This is a genomic window from Stappia sp. 28M-7, from assembly GCF_014252955.1.
In the GTDB taxonomy this organism is placed as follows: domain Bacteria; phylum Pseudomonadota; class Alphaproteobacteria; order Rhizobiales; family Stappiaceae; genus Stappia.
This window is the reverse complement of the sequence record NZ_JACMIA010000001.1, coordinates 1,755,182-1,776,455: the sequence shown is the minus strand read 5'-3', so window position 1 is coordinate 1,776,455 and position 21,274 is coordinate 1,755,182. Positions and strand designations below refer to the sequence as shown.

Annotated in this window: 17 protein-coding genes; 7 read left to right on the top strand and 10 right to left on the bottom strand. The window is 67.1% G+C overall.

Going from position 1 to position 21,274, the window contains the following annotated elements:
- Window positions 1-31 precede the first annotated feature (31 nt).
- From H7H34_RS07875 to H7H34_RS07850, 6 genes are all read right to left on the bottom strand, one after another.
- Window positions 32-694: a sarcosine oxidase subunit gamma gene (locus tag H7H34_RS07875; RefSeq protein WP_158592760.1), complete on the bottom strand. Its 663-nt coding sequence runs from the start codon at window positions 692-694 to the stop codon at window positions 32-34.
- The gene (locus H7H34_RS07870) at window positions 687-3,677 is read right to left on the bottom strand and encodes a sarcosine oxidase subunit alpha family protein (RefSeq protein WP_185924823.1); all 2,991 of its coding nucleotides are present in this window, start codon (window positions 3,675-3,677) and stop codon (window positions 687-689) included. Before H7H34_RS07870 ends, H7H34_RS07875 begins: the two co-directional genes overlap by 8 nt.
- Entirely contained in the window at window positions 3,674-3,967 is a 294-nt protein-coding gene (locus H7H34_RS07865) for a sarcosine oxidase subunit delta (protein ID WP_185924822.1), read from the bottom strand. The genes H7H34_RS07870 and H7H34_RS07865 overlap by 4 nt, the downstream gene beginning before the upstream one ends.
- Window positions 3,968-3,981: 14 nt before the next feature.
- Window positions 3,982-5,241 carry a sarcosine oxidase subunit beta gene (locus H7H34_RS07860; protein ID WP_185924821.1) on the bottom strand — a complete coding sequence of 420 codons (1,260 nt, stop codon included), beginning with the start codon at window positions 5,239-5,241 and terminating at the stop codon, window positions 3,982-3,984.
- A gap of 140 nt (window positions 5,242-5,381) precedes the next feature.
- Complete coding sequence (locus tag H7H34_RS07855) at window positions 5,382-6,335, bottom strand: LysR substrate-binding domain-containing protein (RefSeq protein WP_158592759.1); 954 nt, start codon at window positions 6,333-6,335, stop codon at window positions 5,382-5,384.
- 101 nt (window positions 6,336-6,436) lie between these two features.
- Window positions 6,437-7,585 carry an iron-containing alcohol dehydrogenase gene (locus tag H7H34_RS07850; RefSeq protein ID WP_185924820.1) on the bottom strand — a complete coding sequence of 383 codons (1,149 nt, stop codon included), beginning with the start codon at window positions 7,583-7,585 and terminating at the stop codon, window positions 6,437-6,439.
- A gap of 311 nt (window positions 7,586-7,896) precedes the next feature.
- On the opposite strand from H7H34_RS07850, the gene H7H34_RS07845 reads away from it, so the two are divergent.
- Together H7H34_RS07845 and H7H34_RS07840 are read left to right on the top strand one after the other, a co-directional pair.
- Window positions 7,897-8,769, top strand: a complete 873-nt coding sequence (locus H7H34_RS07845) for a hypothetical protein (protein ID WP_185924819.1) — start codon at window positions 7,897-7,899, stop codon at window positions 8,767-8,769.
- On the top strand, window positions 8,766-9,347 hold the full coding sequence (locus H7H34_RS07840; RefSeq protein ID WP_185924818.1) for a hypothetical protein: 582 nt from the start codon (window positions 8,766-8,768) through the stop codon (window positions 9,345-9,347). Before H7H34_RS07845 ends, H7H34_RS07840 begins: the two co-directional genes overlap by 4 nt.
- An 83-nt stretch (window positions 9,348-9,430) precedes the next feature.
- Here the strand turns inward: H7H34_RS07840 and H7H34_RS07835 are convergent, their stop codons facing one another.
- Together H7H34_RS07835 and H7H34_RS07830 are read right to left on the bottom strand one after the other, a co-directional pair.
- Entirely contained in the window at window positions 9,431-11,653 is a 2,223-nt protein-coding gene (locus tag H7H34_RS07835; protein ID WP_185924817.1) for a xanthine dehydrogenase family protein molybdopterin-binding subunit, read from the bottom strand.
- A 4-nt stretch (window positions 11,654-11,657) separates the two neighbouring features.
- Window positions 11,658-12,116, bottom strand: a complete 459-nt coding sequence (locus H7H34_RS07830; RefSeq protein ID WP_185924816.1) for a (2Fe-2S)-binding protein — start codon at window positions 12,114-12,116, stop codon at window positions 11,658-11,660.
- Window positions 12,117-12,295: 179 nt separating this feature from the next.
- Between H7H34_RS07830 and H7H34_RS07825 the strand changes: the two genes are divergently transcribed.
- A complete protein-coding gene (locus H7H34_RS07825; RefSeq protein WP_185924815.1) occupies window positions 12,296-13,345 on the top strand; it encodes a LysR family transcriptional regulator in 1,050 nt (349 codons plus the stop codon).
- Between the two features lie 11 nt (window positions 13,346-13,356).
- Here the strand turns inward: H7H34_RS07825 and H7H34_RS07820 are convergent, their stop codons facing one another.
- The gene (locus H7H34_RS07820; protein WP_185924814.1) at window positions 13,357-14,913 is read right to left on the bottom strand and encodes an alkaline phosphatase family protein; all 1,557 of its coding nucleotides are present in this window, start codon (window positions 14,911-14,913) and stop codon (window positions 13,357-13,359) included.
- Between the two features lie 153 nt (window positions 14,914-15,066).
- Here H7H34_RS07820 and H7H34_RS07815 point away from each other — a divergent pair, with 153 nt between their 5' ends.
- Window positions 15,067-16,140 carry a type I restriction endonuclease gene (locus tag H7H34_RS07815; protein ID WP_185924813.1) on the top strand — a complete coding sequence of 358 codons (1,074 nt, stop codon included), beginning with the start codon at window positions 15,067-15,069 and terminating at the stop codon, window positions 16,138-16,140.
- Window positions 16,141-16,373: 233 nt separating this feature from the next.
- Window positions 16,374-17,300 (top strand): pirin family protein, encoded by a 927-nt coding sequence (locus H7H34_RS07810; protein WP_120270770.1) that lies wholly within the window; start codon window positions 16,374-16,376, stop codon window positions 17,298-17,300.
- Here the strand turns inward: H7H34_RS07810 and H7H34_RS07805 are convergent.
- Window positions 17,278-18,255: a DUF6030 family protein gene (locus H7H34_RS07805; protein ID WP_185924812.1), complete on the bottom strand. Its 978-nt coding sequence runs from the start codon at window positions 18,253-18,255 to the stop codon at window positions 17,278-17,280. The two genes, H7H34_RS07810 and H7H34_RS07805, sit on opposite strands and share 23 nt — an antisense overlap.
- Window positions 18,256-18,395: 140 nt before the next feature.
- Here H7H34_RS07805 and H7H34_RS07800 point away from each other — a divergent pair, with 140 nt between their 5' ends.
- Together H7H34_RS07800 and H7H34_RS07795 are read left to right on the top strand one after the other, a co-directional pair.
- The gene (locus tag H7H34_RS07800) at window positions 18,396-19,667 is read left to right on the top strand and encodes an acetylornithine deacetylase/succinyl-diaminopimelate desuccinylase family protein (RefSeq protein WP_120270768.1); all 1,272 of its coding nucleotides are present in this window, start codon (window positions 18,396-18,398) and stop codon (window positions 19,665-19,667) included.
- Window positions 19,668-19,752: 85 nt separating this feature from the next.
- Complete coding sequence (locus H7H34_RS07795; RefSeq protein WP_185924811.1) at window positions 19,753-21,258, top strand: ABC transporter substrate-binding protein; 1,506 nt, start codon at window positions 19,753-19,755, stop codon at window positions 21,256-21,258.
- Window positions 21,259-21,274: the final 16 nt, after the last annotated feature.

The following is a 21,274-nucleotide window of genomic DNA, read 5'->3' as shown; positions in this document are numbered from 1 at the left end:
TTTCGTGTATTTCCGGTCGTTTTCGGTGTGCTTACAGGATCGTGCCGGGCTCCCCGACCCGGTAGCCGAATTCCAGCGCCGCATCCGTGATCCAGTCGATCAGCGCATCGGCAAGGCTCGACGGTGCCAGCACGTCGAAGGCCATTTCGCTCCGGCGCAGGATCACCACCGGGATCTGGTGGATCACCGACTGGGCCAGCGCTCCGGCCGGAAACGCGGCCGGGTCGAAGTCGATGGCGACCGCCTTGTTGAGCAGCGCCGGCGCCGCCCCGCCCTCGATCCGCACGATCCGGCGCGCACCGGCGAGATCGACGACGGCGGCGTCCTCCGTGTCGAGTGCGGTGTCGACGCGGGCCGTGTCCTCGGCTGCCGCACCCACATAGATGAACCGCCCGAAAGCGATCCAGCAGACCAGCGCGGAGGCGCTTTCGGTGAAGCGGCCCGGGCGGCCCGGCAGCGTCACGCCGGCGAGCTCGCCGAGGCGATTCGCAACAGTTTCCAATCGGTTGGGCCAGGCGCCGACTTCCAGCAGAGCGCCGGCGGACAGCTCGCTCAAGGTCAGCGACGGGTCTTCGGCGCCCGCCGCCTCGCCGGGCACCAGCCGGCCGACCACCGGCCGGGCAACGGCGGTTTCCGGCGTCGTGCCGGCAGTCCTTTCGGCGGTGGTGGGCGGTGCGTTGCTGGCGTCAGACATGCATTCGGCTCCCGTCGGGGTCATAGAAGCAGGGATCGGTGACCGTCACCGCCACCCGCTCGTCCTTCAGCGGGAAGGCCGCCTCCAGCGGCTCGCCGTGTCGGTCACGGCCACCGGACAGGAAGGCGAGCGCTATGTTGGCGCCGAGGGCCGGCGACCACGTCACGGCGGTGACATGCCCCAGACTCGCCCCTCCACCGGGCAGGGTCAAGTGGCTGCCGGAGCGGATCGCCTGCCCGTCCCGCGATATCAGCCCCACCAGCACCGGCCTTTCCGGATCGACGAAAGCGGGACGCTGCGTCATCGTCGAGCCGACATACGGCTTCTTCCGCGACGCCATGCCGCCAAGCCCGACATCGGCCAGCGTGGTCCGACCGTCCATTTCAGCGCCCGTTATATGTCCCTTCTCGATGCGCAGCGTGCCGAGCGCCTCCATCCCGTAAGGCATGATTCCATTGGGTTTTCCGGCCTCCATCAGTGCTTGCCAGACGGCAAGGCCGGCCGGCCAGTCGCAATAGACCTCGTAGGCCAGCTCGCCCGAGAAGGAGAGCCGCGCGATCATCACCGCCGCCCCGGCGATGCGTCCGCGCACGATGCCCATATGCGGGCACACCTCGGCCGACACGTCACCCTCATCGAGCGCGGCCTGCAGCACCTTGCGCGCCTGCGGTCCCGCCACCGCCATGCCGGCGTAACGGTCGGTCACCGAGGTGACGTGGACGTTCAGGTCCGGCCAGACCACCTCCAGATAGTGCTCCATATGGGCCAGCACTGCGCCGGCATTGGCCGTCGTGGTAGTGACGAGGAAGCGGTTCGGCGCCAGCCGCCAGGCCGTCCCATCGTCGAACATGATGCCGTCCTCGCGCAGCATGACGCCGTAGCGCGCCTTGCCGACCGGCAGCTTGGCAAAGCCGCCGGTGTAAAGCCGGTTGAGGAATTCGGCGGCGTCCGGGCCCTGCACGTCGATCTTGCCCAGCGTCGAAACGTCAACAATGCCAACGCGGTGGCGCACGGCCGTCGCCTCGCGGATATAGGCGTCTCGCAGGGTCTCGCCCGGCCCGATATAGGCGCGCGGGCGCATCCACAGGCCCGCCGCCATCATCTCGGCGCCCTTTGCCACGTGCCAGTCATGCATCGGCGTGCGCCGCACCGGCGCGAAGTGGTGGCCGGTCTCGCGGCCGGCCAGCGCGCCGATGGTCACCGCCGTCCAGGGCATGCGGAAGCGGGTCGTTCCGACCTGCGGCGCGCTCAGGCCGCGCGCCCGGGCCATCAACGAGATCGCATTGACGTTGGAGGTCTTGCCCTGGTCGGCGGCCATGCCGAGCGTCGTGTAGCGCTTCAGGTGCTCGACCGAGCGGAAGCCCTCGCGATTGGCAAGCTCCACGTCATCCGCCGTGACGTCGTGCTGGAAGTCGACGAACCGCTTGCCCCGGCCGGTCGCCGGGACGTCGAAGAGCGGGAACGGCAGGTCGGTGCCCGCCAGCTGCCCCGACAACTCGGGCAGCGGAATTCCGCCGTTTTCCAGCGTTTTTCCGCAAGCCTGGGCGGCCTTATGTCCGGCCTCAAGGCCTGCGGCAAGGCAGCCGACAAGGTCCAGCGTACCCGCGCAGGCTCCTGCCGCCGTCCAGGCCTCGCGGGCGGTGCCCGGCACGAAGGATTGCAGCGCATCGTCGAAGACCGGCGCACTGCCGGCCTGGCTCGCCAGATGCACGCTCGGGGTCCAGCCGCCGGAGACGAGAAGCGCGTCGCATCCGGGCTGCATCACATTGGCGCCGAGCACGCCGGAAACAGGGTCGAAGCCGCGAATGTCGACGCCGGCCAAGGCCTTGCGCCCTCTGGTGGCAGCGACGACCGCTCCGGTTTCGAGGCGGATGCCCCGCTCACCGAGCGCTGCGGCAAGAGCGGGAGCGATCTCGCGGCGCGGGTCTACCACCGCCTTGATCGACATGCCAAGGTCGGCAAGGCGGATCGCCGTGCGTGCGCCGCCGTCATTGTTGGCGAAGACGACGACCGAGGAGCCGACGGCAACACCGTAGCGCGTCGCATGGGCAAGGCCGGCGGAGGCCAGCATGACGCCGGGCGCATCGTTGCCGGAGAAGACCAGCGGCCGCTCGATGGCGCCGGTTGCCAGCACCACATGGCGGGCGTGGATGGTCCAGTGACGCTGGCGCGGCTCGAACGAGGCCGGCTTGCGCTTATGGTCGGCGACCCGCTCGACCGCGCCGAGCACGTTGCCGTCGAAATAGCCGTAAACGCTGGTGCGCGGCAGGATGCGGCCGCCACCTGCCTCGATCTCGCGCAAGGCGCCGTAGACCCAATCGGCCGGCGCCAGACCGTCGAGATGCACGCCGTCATCGAAGAGGCACCCGCCGGGCCGTGCGTTCTCGTCCGCCAGAATGACGCGCAGGCCGGCGGCAACCGCCGCGCGCGCCGCCATCAGTCCGGCCGGACCGGCACCGACCACCAGCACGTCGCAAAAGGCGTTGGTCTTCTCGTAGCGGTCGGGATCGGCAAGATGGGTACCCCGGCCGAGGCCCGCCGCCTTGCGGATGAAGCGCTCACAGAAATGCCAAGTCGCCTGCCCCGTTCCCATGAAGGTCTTGTAGTAGAAACCGGCGGAAAACAGCGGCGAAAGCAGGTCGTTGACCGCCATCATGTCGAAGGAGAGCGACGGCCAGCGGTTCTGGCTCGCCGCTTCCAGCCCGCCATAGAGTTCCGTCATCGTGGCGCGGGTGTTGGGCTCCTGACGGGCACCGTCGCGCAGCTCGACCAGCGCGTTGGCCTCCTCCGGGCCGGCACCCATGACGCCGCGCGGGCGATGGTACTTGAAGCTGCGGCCGACCAGCACCCGGCCGGAGGCGAGCAGCGCGGAGGCCAGCGTGTCGCCGGCAAAGCCCTGCATCGGCTCGCCATCGAAACGGAAGGCGAGCGGCCGCGAGCGGTCGAGATGACTGCCGCCGTGGGAAAGCCTGTAGCCGCTCATGCGCCCGCTCCCGGCATGCGCGCGGCATCGCCGGCAAAGCGCCCGGCCATCTCGACGCTGCTGATCTCGTGGGTCAGCGTGTCGCGCGTCACCCGCAGCCAGTGGCGGCAGCCGCCGATATGGTGCCAGAGCTCGACATGGGGCCCTCGCGGGTTTTCCCGCTCATAGACATAGGCGACATGGGCGTCGGTGTCGGTAACGGCGAGATCCGGCCGGCGAATGGTGCCATCGCCGCCATAGGAGAACTCGGCGACGCCGCGCGGCCCGCAGCAGGGACAATGGATGCGCATGGGCGGGCGTCCTCTCAGTGCATCTTCGGATAGGGGCCGGCGCCGCGCTCGTCGAGAACGTAGCCGCGCTGGAACCGGTCGAGCGTGAAGGGGGCGTTGAGCGGGTGCGGCTCGTCCCTGGCCATCGTCCAGGCGAAGCACCAGCCGGAGGCGGGCGTTGCCTTGAAGCCGCCATAGCACCAGCCGGCATTGAGGTAGAGGCCGGGCAGCGGGCCGGTCGTGATGATCGGGCTGCCGTCCATGCTCATGTCCATGATGCCGCCCCAGTTGCGCAGCAGCCGCAGGCGCGAGACGAAGGGCAGCATCACGCTCACCTCCGACATGACGTGCTCGACCACCGGCAGATTGCCCCGCTGGGCGTAGGAATTGTACTTGTCGATGTCGCCGCCGAAGACCAGCCCGCCCTTGTCGGACTGGGAGATGTAGAGATGGCCGGCGCCGAACGTGACGACGCAGTCGAGGATCGGTTTGACCGGCTCGGAGACGAAGGCCTGCAGCACATGGCTTTCGATCGGCAGACGCTCGATGCCGGCGAGACGCAGCACCTGCGAGGTGCTGCCGGCCACGGCAACGCCGACCTTGGGCGCGCGGATCTCGCCGCGCGTCGTCTCGACGCCGACGATCCGCCCGCCCTCGCGCAGGAAACCCGTGACCTCGCAGTTCTCGATGATGTCGACGCCGCGCGCATCGGCAGCGCGTGCGTAGCCCCAGGCGACGGCGTCGTGGCGGGCGGTGCCGGCGCGCGGCTGCAAAAGCCCGCCCAGCACCGGGAAGCGCGCGCTTGGCGACATGTCGAGGCCCGGGACCATGCGCGCGACCTCCTCGCGGCCAAGCAGTTCCGCGTCGATGCCCTCCAGCCGCATGGAGTTTCCGCGCCGGGCGTAGTCGTCCAGCTGGGACGGCGTGTGCGCCAGGTTGAGGACGCCGCGCTGAGAGAACATCACATTGTAATTGAGGTCGAGCGACAGGCCCTCCCACAGCTTCATCGACCACTCGTAGAAGCGATTGTTGTCCGGCAGCATATAATTGGAGCGCACGATCGTCGTGTTGCGGCCGATATTGCCGGAGCCGAGCCAGCCCTTTTCCAGCACCGCGATATTGGTAAGGCCGTGCTCCTTGGCGAGGTAATAGGCGGTCGAAAGACCATGGCCGCCGCCGCCCACGATGATCGCATCGTAGGCGGGTTTGGGATCGGGCTTACGCCAGGCGGGCTGCCAGTCGCGGTGTCCGGACAGGGCGTTGCGCAGCAGCGAGAGGGCCGAATATTTCTGCAAGGGCAAGACGTCCTTCCTGGTGGGCAGGCCCGGTTAAAAAAACGGAGGGCGGAGCCAGCCTAACCCGCCGACGAGAAAGGCCCAATGGCCGATATCCGTCCCGCCGCTGTCGCATATGCGACCCGCACGACAACCGGCGTTCAAGCCGCCCCTTGCGCCCGCTCGCTTCCCGCCGGCAGGCGCTCCAGCGAAGGCGCGAACTCGGTCAGCATGCGGCGGCGGAAGATCTGCACCGCCTCGCGCTGCAGGTCGTCCGGGCGGAACAGCATGAAATAGCCGAAGCCGGAGGCGGCAGTGACGGAAAGCGGAGCGGCAAGACGCCCTTCGGCGATGTCGCGCGCGGCGAGCCGGCGGTCGGCGACGACCAGCCCGCCCTCGCGGGCGGCGAAGTCCAGTGCCATATGCGCGGTGTCGAAGACGATGCCCTGCGGCAGGGTGGCGGTAACGCCGGCGGCGCGCAACAACTCCACCCAGGCGGTGTGGCGACCCGCCTCGTTGCGGATGTGGATGACGGTCTCGCGGGCAAGCGCTGCGGCGATCCCCTCCTCCCGCACGCGCGGCGCCATGTCCGGCCGGCACAAAAGGGTCAGCTCCTCCATCCACAACAGGTCCATCACCTGGTCGGTGACACGCGGACGGGAGAAGACGACGGCCGCGTCGTGAACCGTGCTGTCGAGGCTTTCCAGCACGTAGGGCGTGTCGATCTCGATGGCGACGCCGCCTTGCGCCCGGCAGGTCTCGATGATCGGCGCGGCCATGCGAATGGCGAAGGACGGCGGCAGGGCAAGGCGCAGCGTGCCGCCGCGGTCGATCTCGCAGATGGCGTTGAGCCCGGCCTGGAGCCGGTCGAGGGCCGGGGTGACGTTGCCGATGAGGTCCTGCCCGGCGGCGGTAAGAGCCAGAGAGGAGCCGCGCCGCTCGAACAGCTGGGCGCCGATCACCTCCTCGAGGTTGAGGACATGGCGGCTGACGGCGCTCTGGGTGACACCGAGGCTCTCGGCCGCGCGGGTGAAGCTCATCTGCCGCGCAGCGGCCTCGAAGGCGCGCAGCGAGTTGAGCGGCAGACGGCGGCGGTCGATCGGGCTTGCGGTCATGCTCACAGGTTCCGGGCGGCGCGTATCCTCCCGCCGCTCGGTGAAGGCTACGACGGCAGCGTCCGGCTGCAAAGGGTTCATCGGCAGCCCTTTCCCTGTCTTCAACCGAAGCCGAGCGCGCGCTCGGCCAGCAGCAGCAGGTCCTCGTCGGTGACGAGGCGGCGGCTGGCGGCGCGCATCGGCGCGTTCTCCGGCGCGGCCATGCGCGCGGCAAGGCGTTCCGGGCTCAGCCGGTTGATGTCGGCTGCCAGCGACAGGCGGATGCCGAGACGGCGGACAAGACCGGAAAACGCCATCGGCAGCTCGCCGTAATGGGCGCAGCCGAAGGCGCGGGCGACCTCCGTATAGGCCTCCTCCTCCCCTTCCATCGACCAGCCGAGCGAAGCGGCCATGCCGATGGCGACGGCGCGGCCGTGATGGATCGGCACGAGGCTTGCCAGCGCATGGGCGATGTTGTGGGCCATGCCCGTTCCGGCATTGTCGATGCCGATGCCGGCCCAGGTGGCGGCAAGCAGCATGGCGCCGCGCGCTTCCAGGTCGTTCGGCTCGGCGACGGCGCGGTCGATATGCGAGGTGGCGAGGCGGATTGCCTCGTGGCAGATGCGGGAGTTCTCGGCAAAGGCGGCGCGGCCCGTCGCCGCCTCCATGGCATGGACGATGGCGTCGACGCCGCAGGCCGCCGTCAGCTGGGGCGGCAGGCCGGTGGTGAGCCGCGCGTCGAGCAGGGCGACATCGGGCTTCAGGGCCGGCGCCCAATACCAGTACTTGGTGCCCCCGGCATCGGAAATGACCGAGACGGCAGTCGCCTCGGAGCCGGTGCCGGCGGTGGTCGGCACGCAGACCAGCGGCACCCGCGCCACGGGCAGCGCGGCGGCGGCAAGGCGGTAGTCCTCGAGCTTTCCGCACGCGCCGATCATCGCGGAGACAAGCTTGCCCGCATCGAGGGCCGAGCCGCCGCCAAGGCAGACGACGGCGCCAACTCCCTCCTGGCGGGCGACGCGCACCGCCTCGGCCACGGCCGGCTCCTTCGGATCGCTGACAATGGCGTCATGGGTGACGACGCGGTGGCCGCCATCCTTGAGCACGCCGGCGATGCGCTGCGTCAGCCCGATGCCGGTCAGGCCGTTGTCGGCGACCAGCAGCACGCAGGCCCCCGCCCCGGCAAGCTCGGTGACGATGGCGCCGATCTCGCTGCTGCGCCCCGGGCCCGCAACGATGCGCGGCACCTGATTGGTGGTGAAAGGCTGCATCTCCCCTCCCTGCAAAGGGTGCCAAGCCGGCCCGGACGCTGCCCGCATGGGCCGCGACGGAAACCGGACGAAGGAGAAAATGCTAGGGCCGCAATGCCCTTGCACGGAAATGCAAAAAAACCATCGGCCAATGACATTATGTCGGGGGCCGGAATGGCCGTCAGGGCCTCGACACCACCTCCCCGGCACGCCTAAAGTGGGGCTGCATGCAGTTCTTGCCCCTCGGTTGTCCGTCCGGATGCCGTGGAGGGCAACATGGGTTCGTGACGTGACTTGAGCGGCGACGCCGCGAACGGGGCTTTTTCGACGAGATGGACGACGCTCACTCCGACCAGCGGCAGGCCGGCGCGCTCGAACGGTTCTCCAAGCACCCGATCTGGGCTCCCATCGGCGCGCTGAGTACGGTCGCGGGCGTCGGCATTGCCATCTACACCTATGTCGCCACCCAGCAGCACCCCACTGCGCCTGCACCAATACAGGTGGCAACGCCGGCAGCAGCGCCGCCGCCGGAAACGAAGGCTGCACCGCTCACAGCACCTCCTGCTGAGCAGCCGCCGAGCACGCCCGCGCCGGCGCAGGTCGCACAGACTGCCCCTCCCGCCGCCGTCAAGACCCCGCAGAGCCCGGCCGAGCCACCGCAGGCGGGGGCCGCAAAGGCCGATACCCGGCAGGCAGAACCTCCGCCGATAGCCACCGCGGAGCCACTGCCCGAACCCAAAGCGGCCGCGCGTGAGCCGGCCCACGACATGCCGCTGCGGCCGCTGGAGACGCCGGCCCCGAAGGCCGACGAACAGGACGCCCCTCAGGACATCGAGCTCGCCTCCCGCAGCGACCCGGGCGTTGCCGTACCGATGCACCGGACACCGCAGCGCGAGGTGCAGGCGGCCGCGCCGGCGACGCCGCGCAGCATCAACGTACTGGCATCGGAAACGTTCAGCCTGTGCGGCCATGGCGCATTCCAGGCAAGGCCGAGCGCGCTCGGCATCCTGCTGGAAAACCAGGATCGCACCTTCCCCTTCAGGCGGCAGGGAACGCTGGCGCCGTGGACCTACCGCGTGACCTCGGCCGCGCCGACACAGGTGTTTCCCGGCTGCCTCGCCACCTTCAATGTGCAGACTTCGCACGGCGTGCAATACGTCGCGATCACCGAACAACCGAACCAGACGGGGCAACAGGGCAGATGAAAAAACTCCTGACACTCGCCATTCCGGCCTTGCTGGCCATGACGACGTCCGGATGGGCCTGCGACGAGTACAAGACGATGTCGCAGGACGAACTCAAGCAGTATCGCGACGTGCTGTCGGATGCGAATGCGGACCCGATCGACCGCTTCTTCGCCTATCAGGGGCTGGCCTGCTCCGACCAGCCGGTGATGCGCGCCTACGCAACGCGCGCGGGACTGGCGAGTGCCCGCGACCCGATCCTGCGCCAGCAGATCGCCTTCGACGCGCTGATGGCGCTGCCGCGGATCGACCTGGAGCTGGCGCCGAACGGAGCCAACGAGAAGGTTCAGAGGTTTCTCAAGGACAACGGCACGGTGTTCTCCTACGAGGTGCGCTACCGCAGCCGGCAACAGGGCTGTATCGATTTCTACAACAGAGGCGCCTGCTATGAAGGCAAGTCGCTGACGCTCAAGGGCGATACGATGCTGTTCAACGTCGGCGACTTTGTCGGCACGCTGACCTTGACCGATGCGGGCGAGTATATCGGCGCGGTCCGGTTCAAGGGCAATCCGATCCCGGCGCGCATCCGCGTCTACTGAGAACGCGCAGACCGCAAGAAAACGGGCCGGCGTGCGAAAGCGCGCCGGCCCGTTCGTTCATATTGGATCCGAAGCAACGGACCTTACGCGAGACCGGCCTTGGTCAGCGGCAGGACCGCCGGCAGCTCGCCGGTGGCGGCAAGGATCGCGTTCGCCACAGCAGGACCGACCGGCGGGGTGCCCGGCTCGCCGGCGCCCGACGGGGCCTCGGCGGAGGCCAGAACCTCGACCTCGACCTTCGGCATCTCCTCGATGCGCAGCGGACGGTAGGTGTCGAAGTTCAGCTGATCCACGTGGCCGTCGGTCAGGGTGATCTCGCTGAACAGCACCGCCGCAAGGCCGTAGCCGATGCCGCCTTCCATCTGGGCCTTGACGTTGTCCGGGTTGACCGCAACGCCGCAGTCGACCGCACACCACACGTTCTCGATCCGGAAGGTTCCGTCCTCGCGGCGGCTGACCTCCGCGACCTCGGCCACATAGGTGTTGAACGACTTGTGCACGGCGATGCCGCGGAACCGCTCGCCATTCTGCGAACCAGACCAGCCGGACATCTGCGCGACCTTGTCCAGCACACCGAGCTTGCGGGCATTGTCCTTGTCGCGCTCGGCAATGCCGGAAGGTTGCGACAGGTGCAGGCGGCGGAACTCGAGCGGATCGACGCCGGCGGCGCGGGCTGCCTTGTCCATCATCGCTTCCACGACATAGCCCGTCTGGGTGTGGCCGACCGAGCGCCACCACAGCACCGGCACGCCGACCTTCGGCGAATGCAGCTCGGCATGGAAGGCCGGGATCGCGTAGCTGGCATCCTTGACGCCCTCGACCGAGGTCTCGTCGATGCCGTCATGGACCATGAACTGCTCCATGAACGTGCCGGACATCAGCGACTGCTGGACGATGCGGTGATGCCAGCCGACGAGATTGCCGTCGGCATCGAGCCCCGCACGCACCTTGTGGACGCCCATCGGCCGGTAGTAGCCGGCGCGGGTGTCGTCCTCGCGGGTGTAGACCAGCTTGATCGGCTGCGACTTGCCCCAGATCTTGGCGATGCTCGCCGCCTCGAGGATGTGGCGTGCATCGGGCGATGTGCGCCGGCCGAACGAGCCGCCGCCGTAGAGCGTGTTGATCGTCACGTTCTGTACCGGGATGCCGAGCACCGTCGCCGCCGTCTGCTGGTCGACCGTCTGGAACTGCGAGGGATACCAGAGCGTTGCCCGGTCGCCCTCGACATGGATGGTAAGCACCATCGGCTCCATCATGCCATGGGCGAGATACGGGAACTCGAAGACCTGCTCGACCACCGTCGCAGCGCCCGCAATCGCAGCCTCCGCATCGCCGTCGTTGCGGAACACGGGCCCCGCCGTTTCGGCCAGTTCACGATACTCCGCGAACAAGGCATCGCTCGAACGGGTCTCGGCACCAGCCTCGTCCCACTCGATCTCCAGTGCCTCGCGGCCCTTGATCGCCGGCCAGGTGGAGGTCGCGAGCACCGCGACGCCATGGCCCGGCACCTCGATGACATCGACGACACCCTTTACCGCCTTGGCGGCATCGGCGTTGAAGGACTTCACCTTCGCTCCGAAGGCCAGCGGACGGGTGAGCACGGCGACCAGCATGTTCTCGCGCTGGACGTCCATGCCGTAGGTGTTCGGCGCGCCGACCGTCTTGTTCGGCACGTCGAGCCGCGGGAAGGACTTGCCGATATAGACCCACTGGTCGGGGGACTTCAGCGTCACCTCGGCCGGAGCCTCCAGCTTCGCCGCCGCTTCGACGAATTCGCCGAACGTGCCGGACTTGCCCGAACTGTGCGACAGCGTGCCGCCGGAGATGGTGATCTCGCCGGCCGGAACGCCCCAGGCCTTTGCCGCCGCCGCAACCAGCATGGCGCGGGCCGTGGCGCCGGCCTTGCGATACTGCTCGAAAGAGTTGGCAATGGCGGTGGAGCCGCCGGTGCCCTGCATGCCGAAGGCAAGGTTCTTGTAGCGCTCGACATCGGCGGGGGCGAACTCGGCCCGCATCTGCTCGGGGGCCGCGTCAAGTTCCTCGGCGACGAGCGTCGCAAGGCCGGTGGCGTTGCCCTGCCCCATGTCGAGATGCTTGTTCAGCACCGTGACGAGGCCGTCCGGCGAGATCCGGATGAAGGGCGTGAAGGCATCTTCCGCCGCAGCCCCTTCGGCCAGTGCCGCGCCGGGCAGTGCGAGCCGCGAGCCGACGACGAGACCGCCGGCGGCGACCGCCGACATCTTCAGGAAGTTGCGGCGGGTGGGACGCGCGGCGGCGTCCTGCATTCGCTTCATGACATGAAACATGAGCTCAGCCCTCCATCGTGTCGGCGGCGCGATGGATCGCCGCGCGGATACGGGTGTAGGTGGCACAGCGACAGACATTGCCGCTCATCGCCATGTCGATGTCCTCATCGGACGGCTTCGGCGTCTCGGCGAGAAGCGCAGTGGCGGCCAGGATCTGGCCGGACTGGCAGTAGCCGCATTGCGGCACTTCGAGTTCGCGCCAGGCGTCCTGGACGGCCTTGGCCGCCTTGCCGTCGACACCCTCGATGGTGACGATGGACATGCCTTCCGCATCGCTCGCCATGGTTTGGCAGGAGCGCACGGCCATGCCGTCGAGATGGACGGTGCAGGCACCGCAGGCGGCGATGCCGCAGCCGTATTTGGTGCCGGTCATGCCGAGTTCGTCGCGCAGGACCCAGAGCAGCGGCGTATCGGGATCGACATCGATCTCGCGATCCTGGCCATTGATGTTCAATCGGATCATCCGTCCCTCCTGATGAACGGGATTGGCTGGATCGCGCCAGTCCCCTCTCCCTGCTTTCTTCCGCCCGAAGAAACGCAAAAAGCCGGGAGACGGGACTTGCGCGATTGCTACGCGACCTTAAGTGGGTCACGATCCATCCATCGTCCAATTGATTTTGGATATCCGGGAACATTGACGAGATGAATATATCCTCGGTCGACCTCAACCTGCTGGTGGCGTTCGACGCGCTCATGAGCGAGCGCAACGTGACGCGCGCCGCGCGGCGCATCGGCCTGTCGCAGCCGGCGATGTCGAACGCGCTGTCGCGGCTGCGGGCGCTCCTCGACGACGAGCTGTTCGTGCGCTCGGGGCGGGGCATGGAGCCGACCGCGCGGGCACAGTCGCTGGCCATGCCGGTGTCGGAGGCGCTGCGGCGGATCGAAGAGGCCATCGCGCCGGCGCTCACCTTCGACCCGTGCAACCTCGACCGGTCGGTGCGCATCGCGATGACCGACAATTCGATGGCGGTGCTGCTGGAGGCTCTGATCCTGCGGTTCCGCAATGCAGCGCCCAAGCTCGACCTGCACATCAAGAACTCCCGCGCCGCCGGCATGACACCGATGCTGGACGACGGCGAGATCGACATGGCCATCGGCGTTGCCGGCGAGCTGGAGGCACGCCACCGGGCGATGCCGCTCTATTCGGACCGGCTGGTGGGAATCGCCCGGCGCGGGCGGTTCGGCCCGCAGGGGCCGACACTGGAACAGTTCGTGGCGGCCGAGCACGTGGTGGTGACGCCGCGCCACGCCACCGGCGGCTCGCTGGACCGGGAGCTTGCCAATCGCGGTCTGTCGCGCCGGGTGTTCCTGACGCTGCCGCAGTTCATCATGGCGCCCTATGCGGTCGCCAAGGCCGACCTGGTCTCCTGCCTGCCGGCGCGTATCGCGCTGGCCAAGGCGGAAATGCTGGACCTGGAAATCTTCGAACCGCCGGTGGAGCTGGACGACTTCACCGTGTCGCTGATCTGGCACGGGCGCGACGATGCCGAGCCAGCCCATCGCTGGCTGCGCGAGACCGTGGCCGACGTGGTGCGTGAGGTCACGACGCTCAGCGACACCGACCGCTGGCCGATCTGCCAGACGCTGGCCGGCATGTGCCGCCCCAATCCCGCTCCCGCCGGCGAGATGGCCGCCGAGGCGGCAGCGCAGGAGCACCCGGCCGAAACCGAGCGCGTTCCCGCGTCCGCCTGAAGCCCTGCCGGTCAGGCGCCTCTGGCGTCGACCGGTCCGTCCTCGGTGAGTTCGATGCCGGTCAACCGTCGGTCGAGATGGCGCGCGCGCCAGGACAGCATCTTTTCCGCATAGTGCAGCCGCAGCGAGGCATAAGCCGGGTCATCCGCGACATTGCGCGTCTCGTGAGGATCGGCGGCAAGGTCGAAGAGCAGCGGCGGCAGGCCGGCGAAGTGGACGTATTTCACGTCCGCATCGCGGATCACGCTCATGGAGCAGGCATCGAGCGACAGACCGAGCGCGGTCTGCGCCTCGCCGGTCGCGACCTCGCGGAAGTCGTACTCCCAGTGCGCCGCATCGCGCCATTCGGCCGGAACGCCCCCTTCCAGGAAGGCGGTCAGAGGCGCTCCGTCGAGCCATGGCGGACAGGTCGCCCCGATCGCTTCCAGCACCGTCGGCATGATGTCGACAGACTCGGTGAAGGCCTCGACCGTCCGGCCATGGCCCTTGCCCTTGCGCGGATCGCGGACGATCAGCGGGATGTGATAGGCCTGATCGTAGAAGCCGAGCTTGGAGAAGAGCTGGTGGTCTCCCATCATCTCGCCGTGGTCGGCGGTGAGCACGACCAGCGTGTTGTCCCATTCCCCGCGCGCCTTCAGCTCGGCGACGATCCGGCCGATCTGCGCATCGACCTCGGAGACCATTCCCCAATAGGTGGCGCGCATCTGCCGGCGTACGCTCTCGTCCCAGTCGCGCACCTTGCCCGTCGCGCCCCAGACGAAATGCGACTTGTCCTGCTGCTCGACCGCATAACCGAGGAAGGGATGCAGGCGCGCCGCCTCGTCGGGCGTTGCCGCGCCGAGGAAGCCCGGCCCATCGGCCGGATCGTACATGGAGGCATAGGGCTCCGGCACGATGAAGGGCGGGTGCGGCCGAATGAAGCTCAGATGCGCGAACCAGGGGCGCCCGCCGGCCTTGGCGCGGGCGGGCGGAGCGCTTTCCACCTCGCCGAGCCAGCGCAGGAACTCGTCGACCAGGAACGCGGTCTCGGTCTCCTCGGCCGAATAGCGCGCCGGACGGCCCGAGGGCGGATCGGCGGGACCGTCCACAGGCAGCCACATGTCCTGCGGCGGATCGGGCAACTCGTGCCCGCGCGATGCCAGCCAGGAGAGCCAGGGGCCGTGATCCTCCGGCACGCGCACACGCACGCTCATGCCCGGCAAAATGCCCTCATAGGTGCGCAGCCAGGGATCGTCGCCAGTGACCGTGCGCGGGTCGACGGACTGGTCCGTATAGCCGAACAGCGTCGGGTCGTAGCCGGCCCGGCGGGCGGCAAGCGCGATGGTGTCGTGCCGCGCATCGAGCGGCGTGCCGTTGCGCACCACCCGGTTGGTCATCTGGTAGAGACCGGTATAGAGGCAGGCACGTGCCGGCGCGCAGGGCGCGGCCTGGCAGTAGTGGCGGGAGAAATACACCGCTTCCCGTGCCAGGGCGTCGATATTGGGTGTGCGCACGACCGGGTGGCCGGCGATCCCGAGACAGTCGCCGCGCCACTGGTCGGCAGTGATGAGAAGCACGTTGAGAGACATCGCCAGACCTTCAAGACCAAGTTTTCGGCTGGTTAGCAGTGGAGCATTGCAGCGCGGTGACGGGACCCGAAGCTTAGAAAAATATTGTTGAATTTCCAATTTCGAACTTTGATAATTGCATATGTTTTCAGTTGTTTTTATTGGGGGGTTAAAATGAGTTTCAAGGATTCTGTTTCCGAGCTGTCCGTCCGCTCACAGTCAGCGCGCAAGATGGCACAAACAGAAGAAGCCACAAAAAACGCTGTGGTGATGCCCTTTCTCCGAGCTTTGGGGTTCGACGTCTTCAATCCATCGCAAGTCATTCCCGAATTCGTATCCGATGTTGGAACGAAGAAAGGAGAAAAAGTCGACTACGCAGTTCGGATTGGCGATAGAATTGAATACCTAATCGAAGCGAAATCGATCAGCACCAATCTTTCTGACGCTCAGTACAATCAGCTATTCCGATACTTTACGGTCACCGAGGCTCGGATCGCCATCCTGACCAATGGCATCCAGTTCTGGTTCTTCACTGACATCGAAGACAAGAACAAGATGGATAGCGCACCGTTTTTCAAGTTTGATTTGGATGCTTACGACGAAAATGACTTGAAGGAGATCGAGAAATTCCATGTTGATCGGTTCGACATAGAAAAGATCCGCTCCGCGGCGTCTTCGTTGAAGTACACACGCTTGGCAACCGCCTACATCAACAGCCAGTGGAACGCGCCGGACGATGAGTTTGTAAAGTCCGTCGCCCGCAGCTTCTATGAAGGCAACATCACCAAACAAGTCGTCGAGTCACTGCGACCGATAATCAAGCGTGCGTTCGACGACCTTTTCAGACAAAAAGCGCGGCAGAAATTCAATGCCGTTCTGGAAGGCAACGAGCGCGACGGAGCCACCGATGCTGATAGCCTTCCCGAAGAAGAGGAAGCGAGCGACATCGTTACCACTCAGGAAGAGCTTGACGCATTCTACATGATAAGGGCGATTTGCTCTGAAGTGACCCCTGCTTCCAACATCCACATGCGAGACCAGAAATCTTATTGCGGCGTCCTCTTCGAGAACAATAACCGCAAGCCCATTGTTCGCCTTCACTTCAATGGGAAGAAATTTTACATTGGACTATTTGATGAAACGAAGACAGAAACGCGCGTCCCGATAGAGACCCTTGAAGAAATATTCGCTCACAAAGACAAAATTCTGGAAACGGTTGGAAGGTACCTGACGCCAGAACCTGCCTAACGGACTCTCGGCAAACCGGCCGGTGGGATGGTGGCGGCTGGTTCCGCAAACGGGAACGCTGTGTCGCGCCGGCCGCATCTAGCGCGAGATCCTGCAAGGGTTATCTCCCTGTCATTGCCTTGCCTTCCGCGTGGAATGGCGAGACCCTAAGGGACGGTCGCCGAACCCAGCGGCCCGTCTCATGACCAGCCGCTTGTCCGACGCGGACAAGGCCGCCAGAGGGAGACCTGCCGATGACCTGGATGCCCGACCTCGACCCCACGCCCGGCGATGCCGGCGCCTGCGACCTGATCGACACGGTGATCGTGCCGCGTGCCCGCGACCTCGGCGGCTTCGAGGTGCGACGTGCCCTGCCCTCGCCGAAGCGGCAGATGGTCGGCCCCTTCATCTTCTTCGACCAGATGGGACCGGCCGAATTCCTCGAGACCGGCGGCATCGACGTGCGGCCGCACCCGCATATCGGCCTTGCGACCGTGACCTACCTGTTCGAGGGCGAGATCCACCACCGCGACAGCCTAGGGTCGGACCTGGCTATCCGTCCGGGCGAGCTGAACTGGATGACCGCCGGCAGCGGCATCGTCCATTCCGAGCGCGAGGACCCGCAAGTGAAGGGCCACCGGCGCAAGCTCTTCGGCATCCAGAGCTGGGTGGCGCTGCCCAAGCATGCGGAGGAAAGCGCGCCGGCCTTCGAGCATGTCGGCCGCGACGGCTTGCCCGTTCTGGAGGACCACGGCGTCAATGTCCGGGTGATCGCGGGCGACATGTTCGGCGCCCGCTCGCCGGTCAAGACCGCTTCGGAGACGATCTATGCGGACGTGACGCTGGAGCCGGGCCGAACCATGCCGGTCGACGCCACCCACGAGGAGCGCGCGATCTATACGGTCGGCGGCACCATCGAGATCGCCGGCGAGAGCTTCGAGGAAGGCCAACTTCTGGTGTTCAAGCCCGGCGACAACATCACGGTGCGGGCGACCGGCAGCCTGCCGGCGCGCTTCCTGCTGCTGGGCGGCGAGCCGATGGACGGGCCGCGCTACATCTGGTGGAACTTCGTCTCTTCCTCGAAGGAGCGGATCGACCAGGCCAAGGAAGACTGGAAGCAGATGCGCTTCGACACCGTTCCTGGCGACGCGGAAGAGTTCATTCCGCTTCCCGGCCGCTGAGCGGCGGGCGTTCGCCCTCCGTCTCCTCCTCCGTCGCGCTGAAGATGATGTCGCCGGAGGGCGGCGTGCGCAGCGTCGCTCCGCCGACCGGGCGGTTGCGGCGGCGCCCGCTCGCCTCCTCCTCCCAGGCAAAGGGCGCGAACAGCTCCGCCGGAGCCACAAGGTCGACGACGGGAAAATCGAGGATGACGTTGAGACGGACGACAGACGCCTCGTCGCCCGTCAGCTGCGCGTCTTCCGGCAGCACGCGCAGGCGCATGCCGAACTGCTCCAGCTCCACCTCTCCGCCCTGCTCGATGGCCGCCCGGAACTCTGCCGGCCAGGGCCAGCCGTAGCGCTCGCCGACCGCATCCAGCACGCGCAGGAGCGCGGCGCGGGCCGCCGGCGCCGTCTGCGGGTTGTCGCCGTTCAGCTTGATCCGCACCGTGTTGAGCGTCTGTTCCGACTGGCCGCGCAGGTTGACGAACAAGGACGAGCGCGCCCCTCCCGGCGTCGCGCGGCCAATCACCGCGAGATCGCTGACGCAGTACCAGAAGCCGGCAACGAAGGGATCGAGCCGCCATTCCGACATGGGCACGCCGAGCTCGGAGATCGCCTTGCACAGGTCGCGCGGATCACCGCCGAAGACCCGCTTGAAGGCGGCGGGGCGCTCGAGCGCGGTATCTGGCGCCTCGTCGAGAAGCCGTGCCCGCAGGCGCGGCGGCAAACCGGCGAAGGGGTCGGGCGGCGCGACCTCCACAGGGGCCGGCGGTTCGACTGGCGGACGCAGGAACAGCAGCGACCCGGCGGCCACGCCGCTGCCGATCGCCAGCAGAATCAGGGTCCTGGCGAAAATCCGGCGACGGTTCAACGCGGCGAGCGCGGACGCGCCCGGTCCCGCCACCCCGCGCAAGAGCGGAGGCAGGATCGATTTTTCCGGCCGCCCTCCACCGCGTGACGCAGCGTCTTTCGCCATTGCCGCTCCCGACGGGCGTCGTGCCCGAAAATCCCGCAAGGCCTGCCTTGCGGATGCGCTGGAAACCGGTTCCGGCCTGAGGCACGATGCCGTCCCGACACCACCGGTTGCGCAGTTCAAGTCCTATCACGGGAGACCACATGCTGGAGGCGCTTTTTAGACGCGTCGAGGACAAGCGGGACGACGTCGTCGCGCTGACGCAGGACCTCATCCGTATTCCGACCATCAACCCGCCGGGCGAGGCCTATACCCCTTGTGCCGAGCTGATCGGCAACCGGCTGGCGCGGCGCGGCTTTCAGGTTCGCTACATCCGCGCAGAAGACACGCCGGGCGACAGCGCCCGCTATCCGCGGACCAATGTGGTCGCCCGCATCGAGGGTCGCCGGCCCGGACCTTGCGTGCATTTCAACTCGCATATCGACGTGGTCGAGGCCGGCCAGGGATGGACCTTCGATCCGTTCGGCGGCGAGGTGAAGGACGGCAAGGTCTACGGACGCGGCGCCTGCGACATGAAAGGCGGCCTCGCCGCCTCGATCATCGCAGTGGAGGCCCTGCTGGAGGCGGTGCCGGACTTTCCCGGCGCCATCGAGATCTCGGGCACGGTGGACGAGGAGTCCGGCGGCTTCGGCGGGGTTGCCTATCTCGCCCGGCTCGGCATGTTCTCCAAGCCGCGCGTCGACCACGTGATCATCCCCGAGCCGCTGAACAAGGACCGCATCTGCCTCGGCCATCGCGGCGTGTGGTGGGCGGAGATCGAGACCAAGGGCTCCATCGCCCACGGATCGATGCCGTTCCTGGGCGACTGCGCCGTGCGCCACATGGGGGCGGTGCTCGACCGGTTCGAGACCGAGCTGTTCCCCAAGCTGGCAGCCAAGCACACCGATATGCCGGTGGTGCCGGAAGGGGCGCGCTCCTCGACGCTGAACATCAACTCGGTCCATGGCGGCCAGCCCGAAGGCTTCGACGGATTGCCCTCCCCTTGCGTGCCCGACAGTTGCCGCATGGTCATCGACCGGCGCTACCTGATCGAGGAGAGCCTGGACGAGGTCAAGGACGAGGTGATGTCGATCCTCGACGACCTGACGCGCACGCGCCAGAACTTCGACTATCGCATCCGCGACCTGATGGAAGTGATCCCGACCATGACGGATCGCGACGCGCCGGTGGTGCGGGCGGTGGCGGACGGCATCCGCGAGGTGCTGGCCAAGAGCCCCGACTATGTGATCTCGCCCGGCTCCTACGACCAGAAGCACATCGCGCGTATCGGCCACCTGCACGACTGCATCGCCTATGGCCCCGGCATTCTCGACATGGCCCACCGGCCGGACGAGTTCGTGGGCATCGACGACATGGTCGACAGCGCGAAGGTGATGGCCCAGGCGACCATGGCGCTGCTGGGAATGGCGCGGTAGTGTGCACCGCACACGCGGGAAGAGAACCCGCCCCTCCGGTGGCCGGACGGGCGAAGGACGTGCAAAAGAACGGGAGGCCTCAGGCATGACTGGACGTTTCACCCGGCGCGGCGTGCTCGCCACCGCCCTCACGGCGATGCTGGCGGCGACCGCCCCCATCACCCCGGCGGGCGCGCAGACGATCCGCACCGACGTCAATATCGGCGTCCGGCTCGAGCCGCCGCATCTCGACCCGACCGCGGGCGCGGCAGCGGCCATCGACGAGATCACCTATGCCAACATCTTCGAGGGTCTGACGCGCATCGACGCGGAGGGAGCTGTGAAGCCCTGGCTCGCGAAGAGCTGGGAGATTTCCGAAGACGGGCTGACCTACACGTTCCACCTGCAGGCGGACGTGAAGTATCACGACGGCACCGACTTCGACGCCAACGACGCCAAGTTCTCGCTCAACCGGGCACGCGGCGAGTTCAGCACCAATGCGCAGAAGCCGCTGTTCGAGGGCATCGAGGAGGTCGAGGTCGTCGATCCGCTGACGCTCAAGGTCACGCTGAAGAAGCCGAACGGCGCGTTCCTGTTCAATCTGGGCTGGGGCGATGCCGCGATGGTGGCGGAGGAGACCGCCTCCTCCAACACCTCCAAGCCCATCGGCACGGGGCCGTTCAAGCTGGTTCAGTGGGTGCAGGGTGACCGTATCGAGCTGGCCAAGAACGCCGAATACTGGGGCGAGCCGGCGCAGCTCGACCGGGCGACCTTCCGCATCATCGCCGATCCGGCGGCGGAGCTCGCCGCGCTGATGGCCGGCGATATCGACGCCTTCCCGAACTTCCAGGCGACCGAGAACCTGCCGATGCTGGCGGCCGACCCGCGCTTTACCGTGGCCGTCGGCTCGACCGAGGGCGAGACCATCCTCGCCATGAACAACAAGAAAGGGCCCCTTTCCGATGTGCGGGTGCGCCGGGCGATCTCCCATGCGGTCGACCGCCAGGCGGTGATCGACGGCGCGATGTTCGGCAACGGCACGCCGATCGGCAGCCATTTCGCTCCGCATCACCCGGCCTATGTCGACCTGACGGGCACCTATCCGCTCGATCTCGACAAGGCGAAGGCGCTGCTTGCCGAGGCCGGCTATCCGGACGGGTTCAAGGCGACCTTGAAGCTGCCGCCGCCGACCTATGCCCGCCGCGGCGGCGAGCTGATCGCCTCGGACCTGAAGAAGATCGGCGTCGAGCTGGAGATCGTGCCGCTGGAATGGGCGCAGTGGCTGTCTGAAGTCTTCAAGGGCAAGGACTTCGACTTCACCATCATCTCCCATACCGAGCCGATGGACATCAACATCTACGGCCGCAAGGACTACTATTTCCAGTATGACAGCGAGGCCTTCGACAAGGTGATGGCCGAGTTGGAGACGACGACCGAAGAACAGGCGCGCTACAAGCTGCTGGGCGATGCCCAGCGGATCATCGCCGAGGACGCGGTCAACGTGTTCCTGTTCCAGCTGGCCAAGGCCGGTGTGTGGAGCGCCAACCTCAAGGGCATGTGGGTCAACTCGCCGATCCAGGCGAACGACCTGACCGGCGTCTATTGGGAATGACCCCGGCCTGACGGCC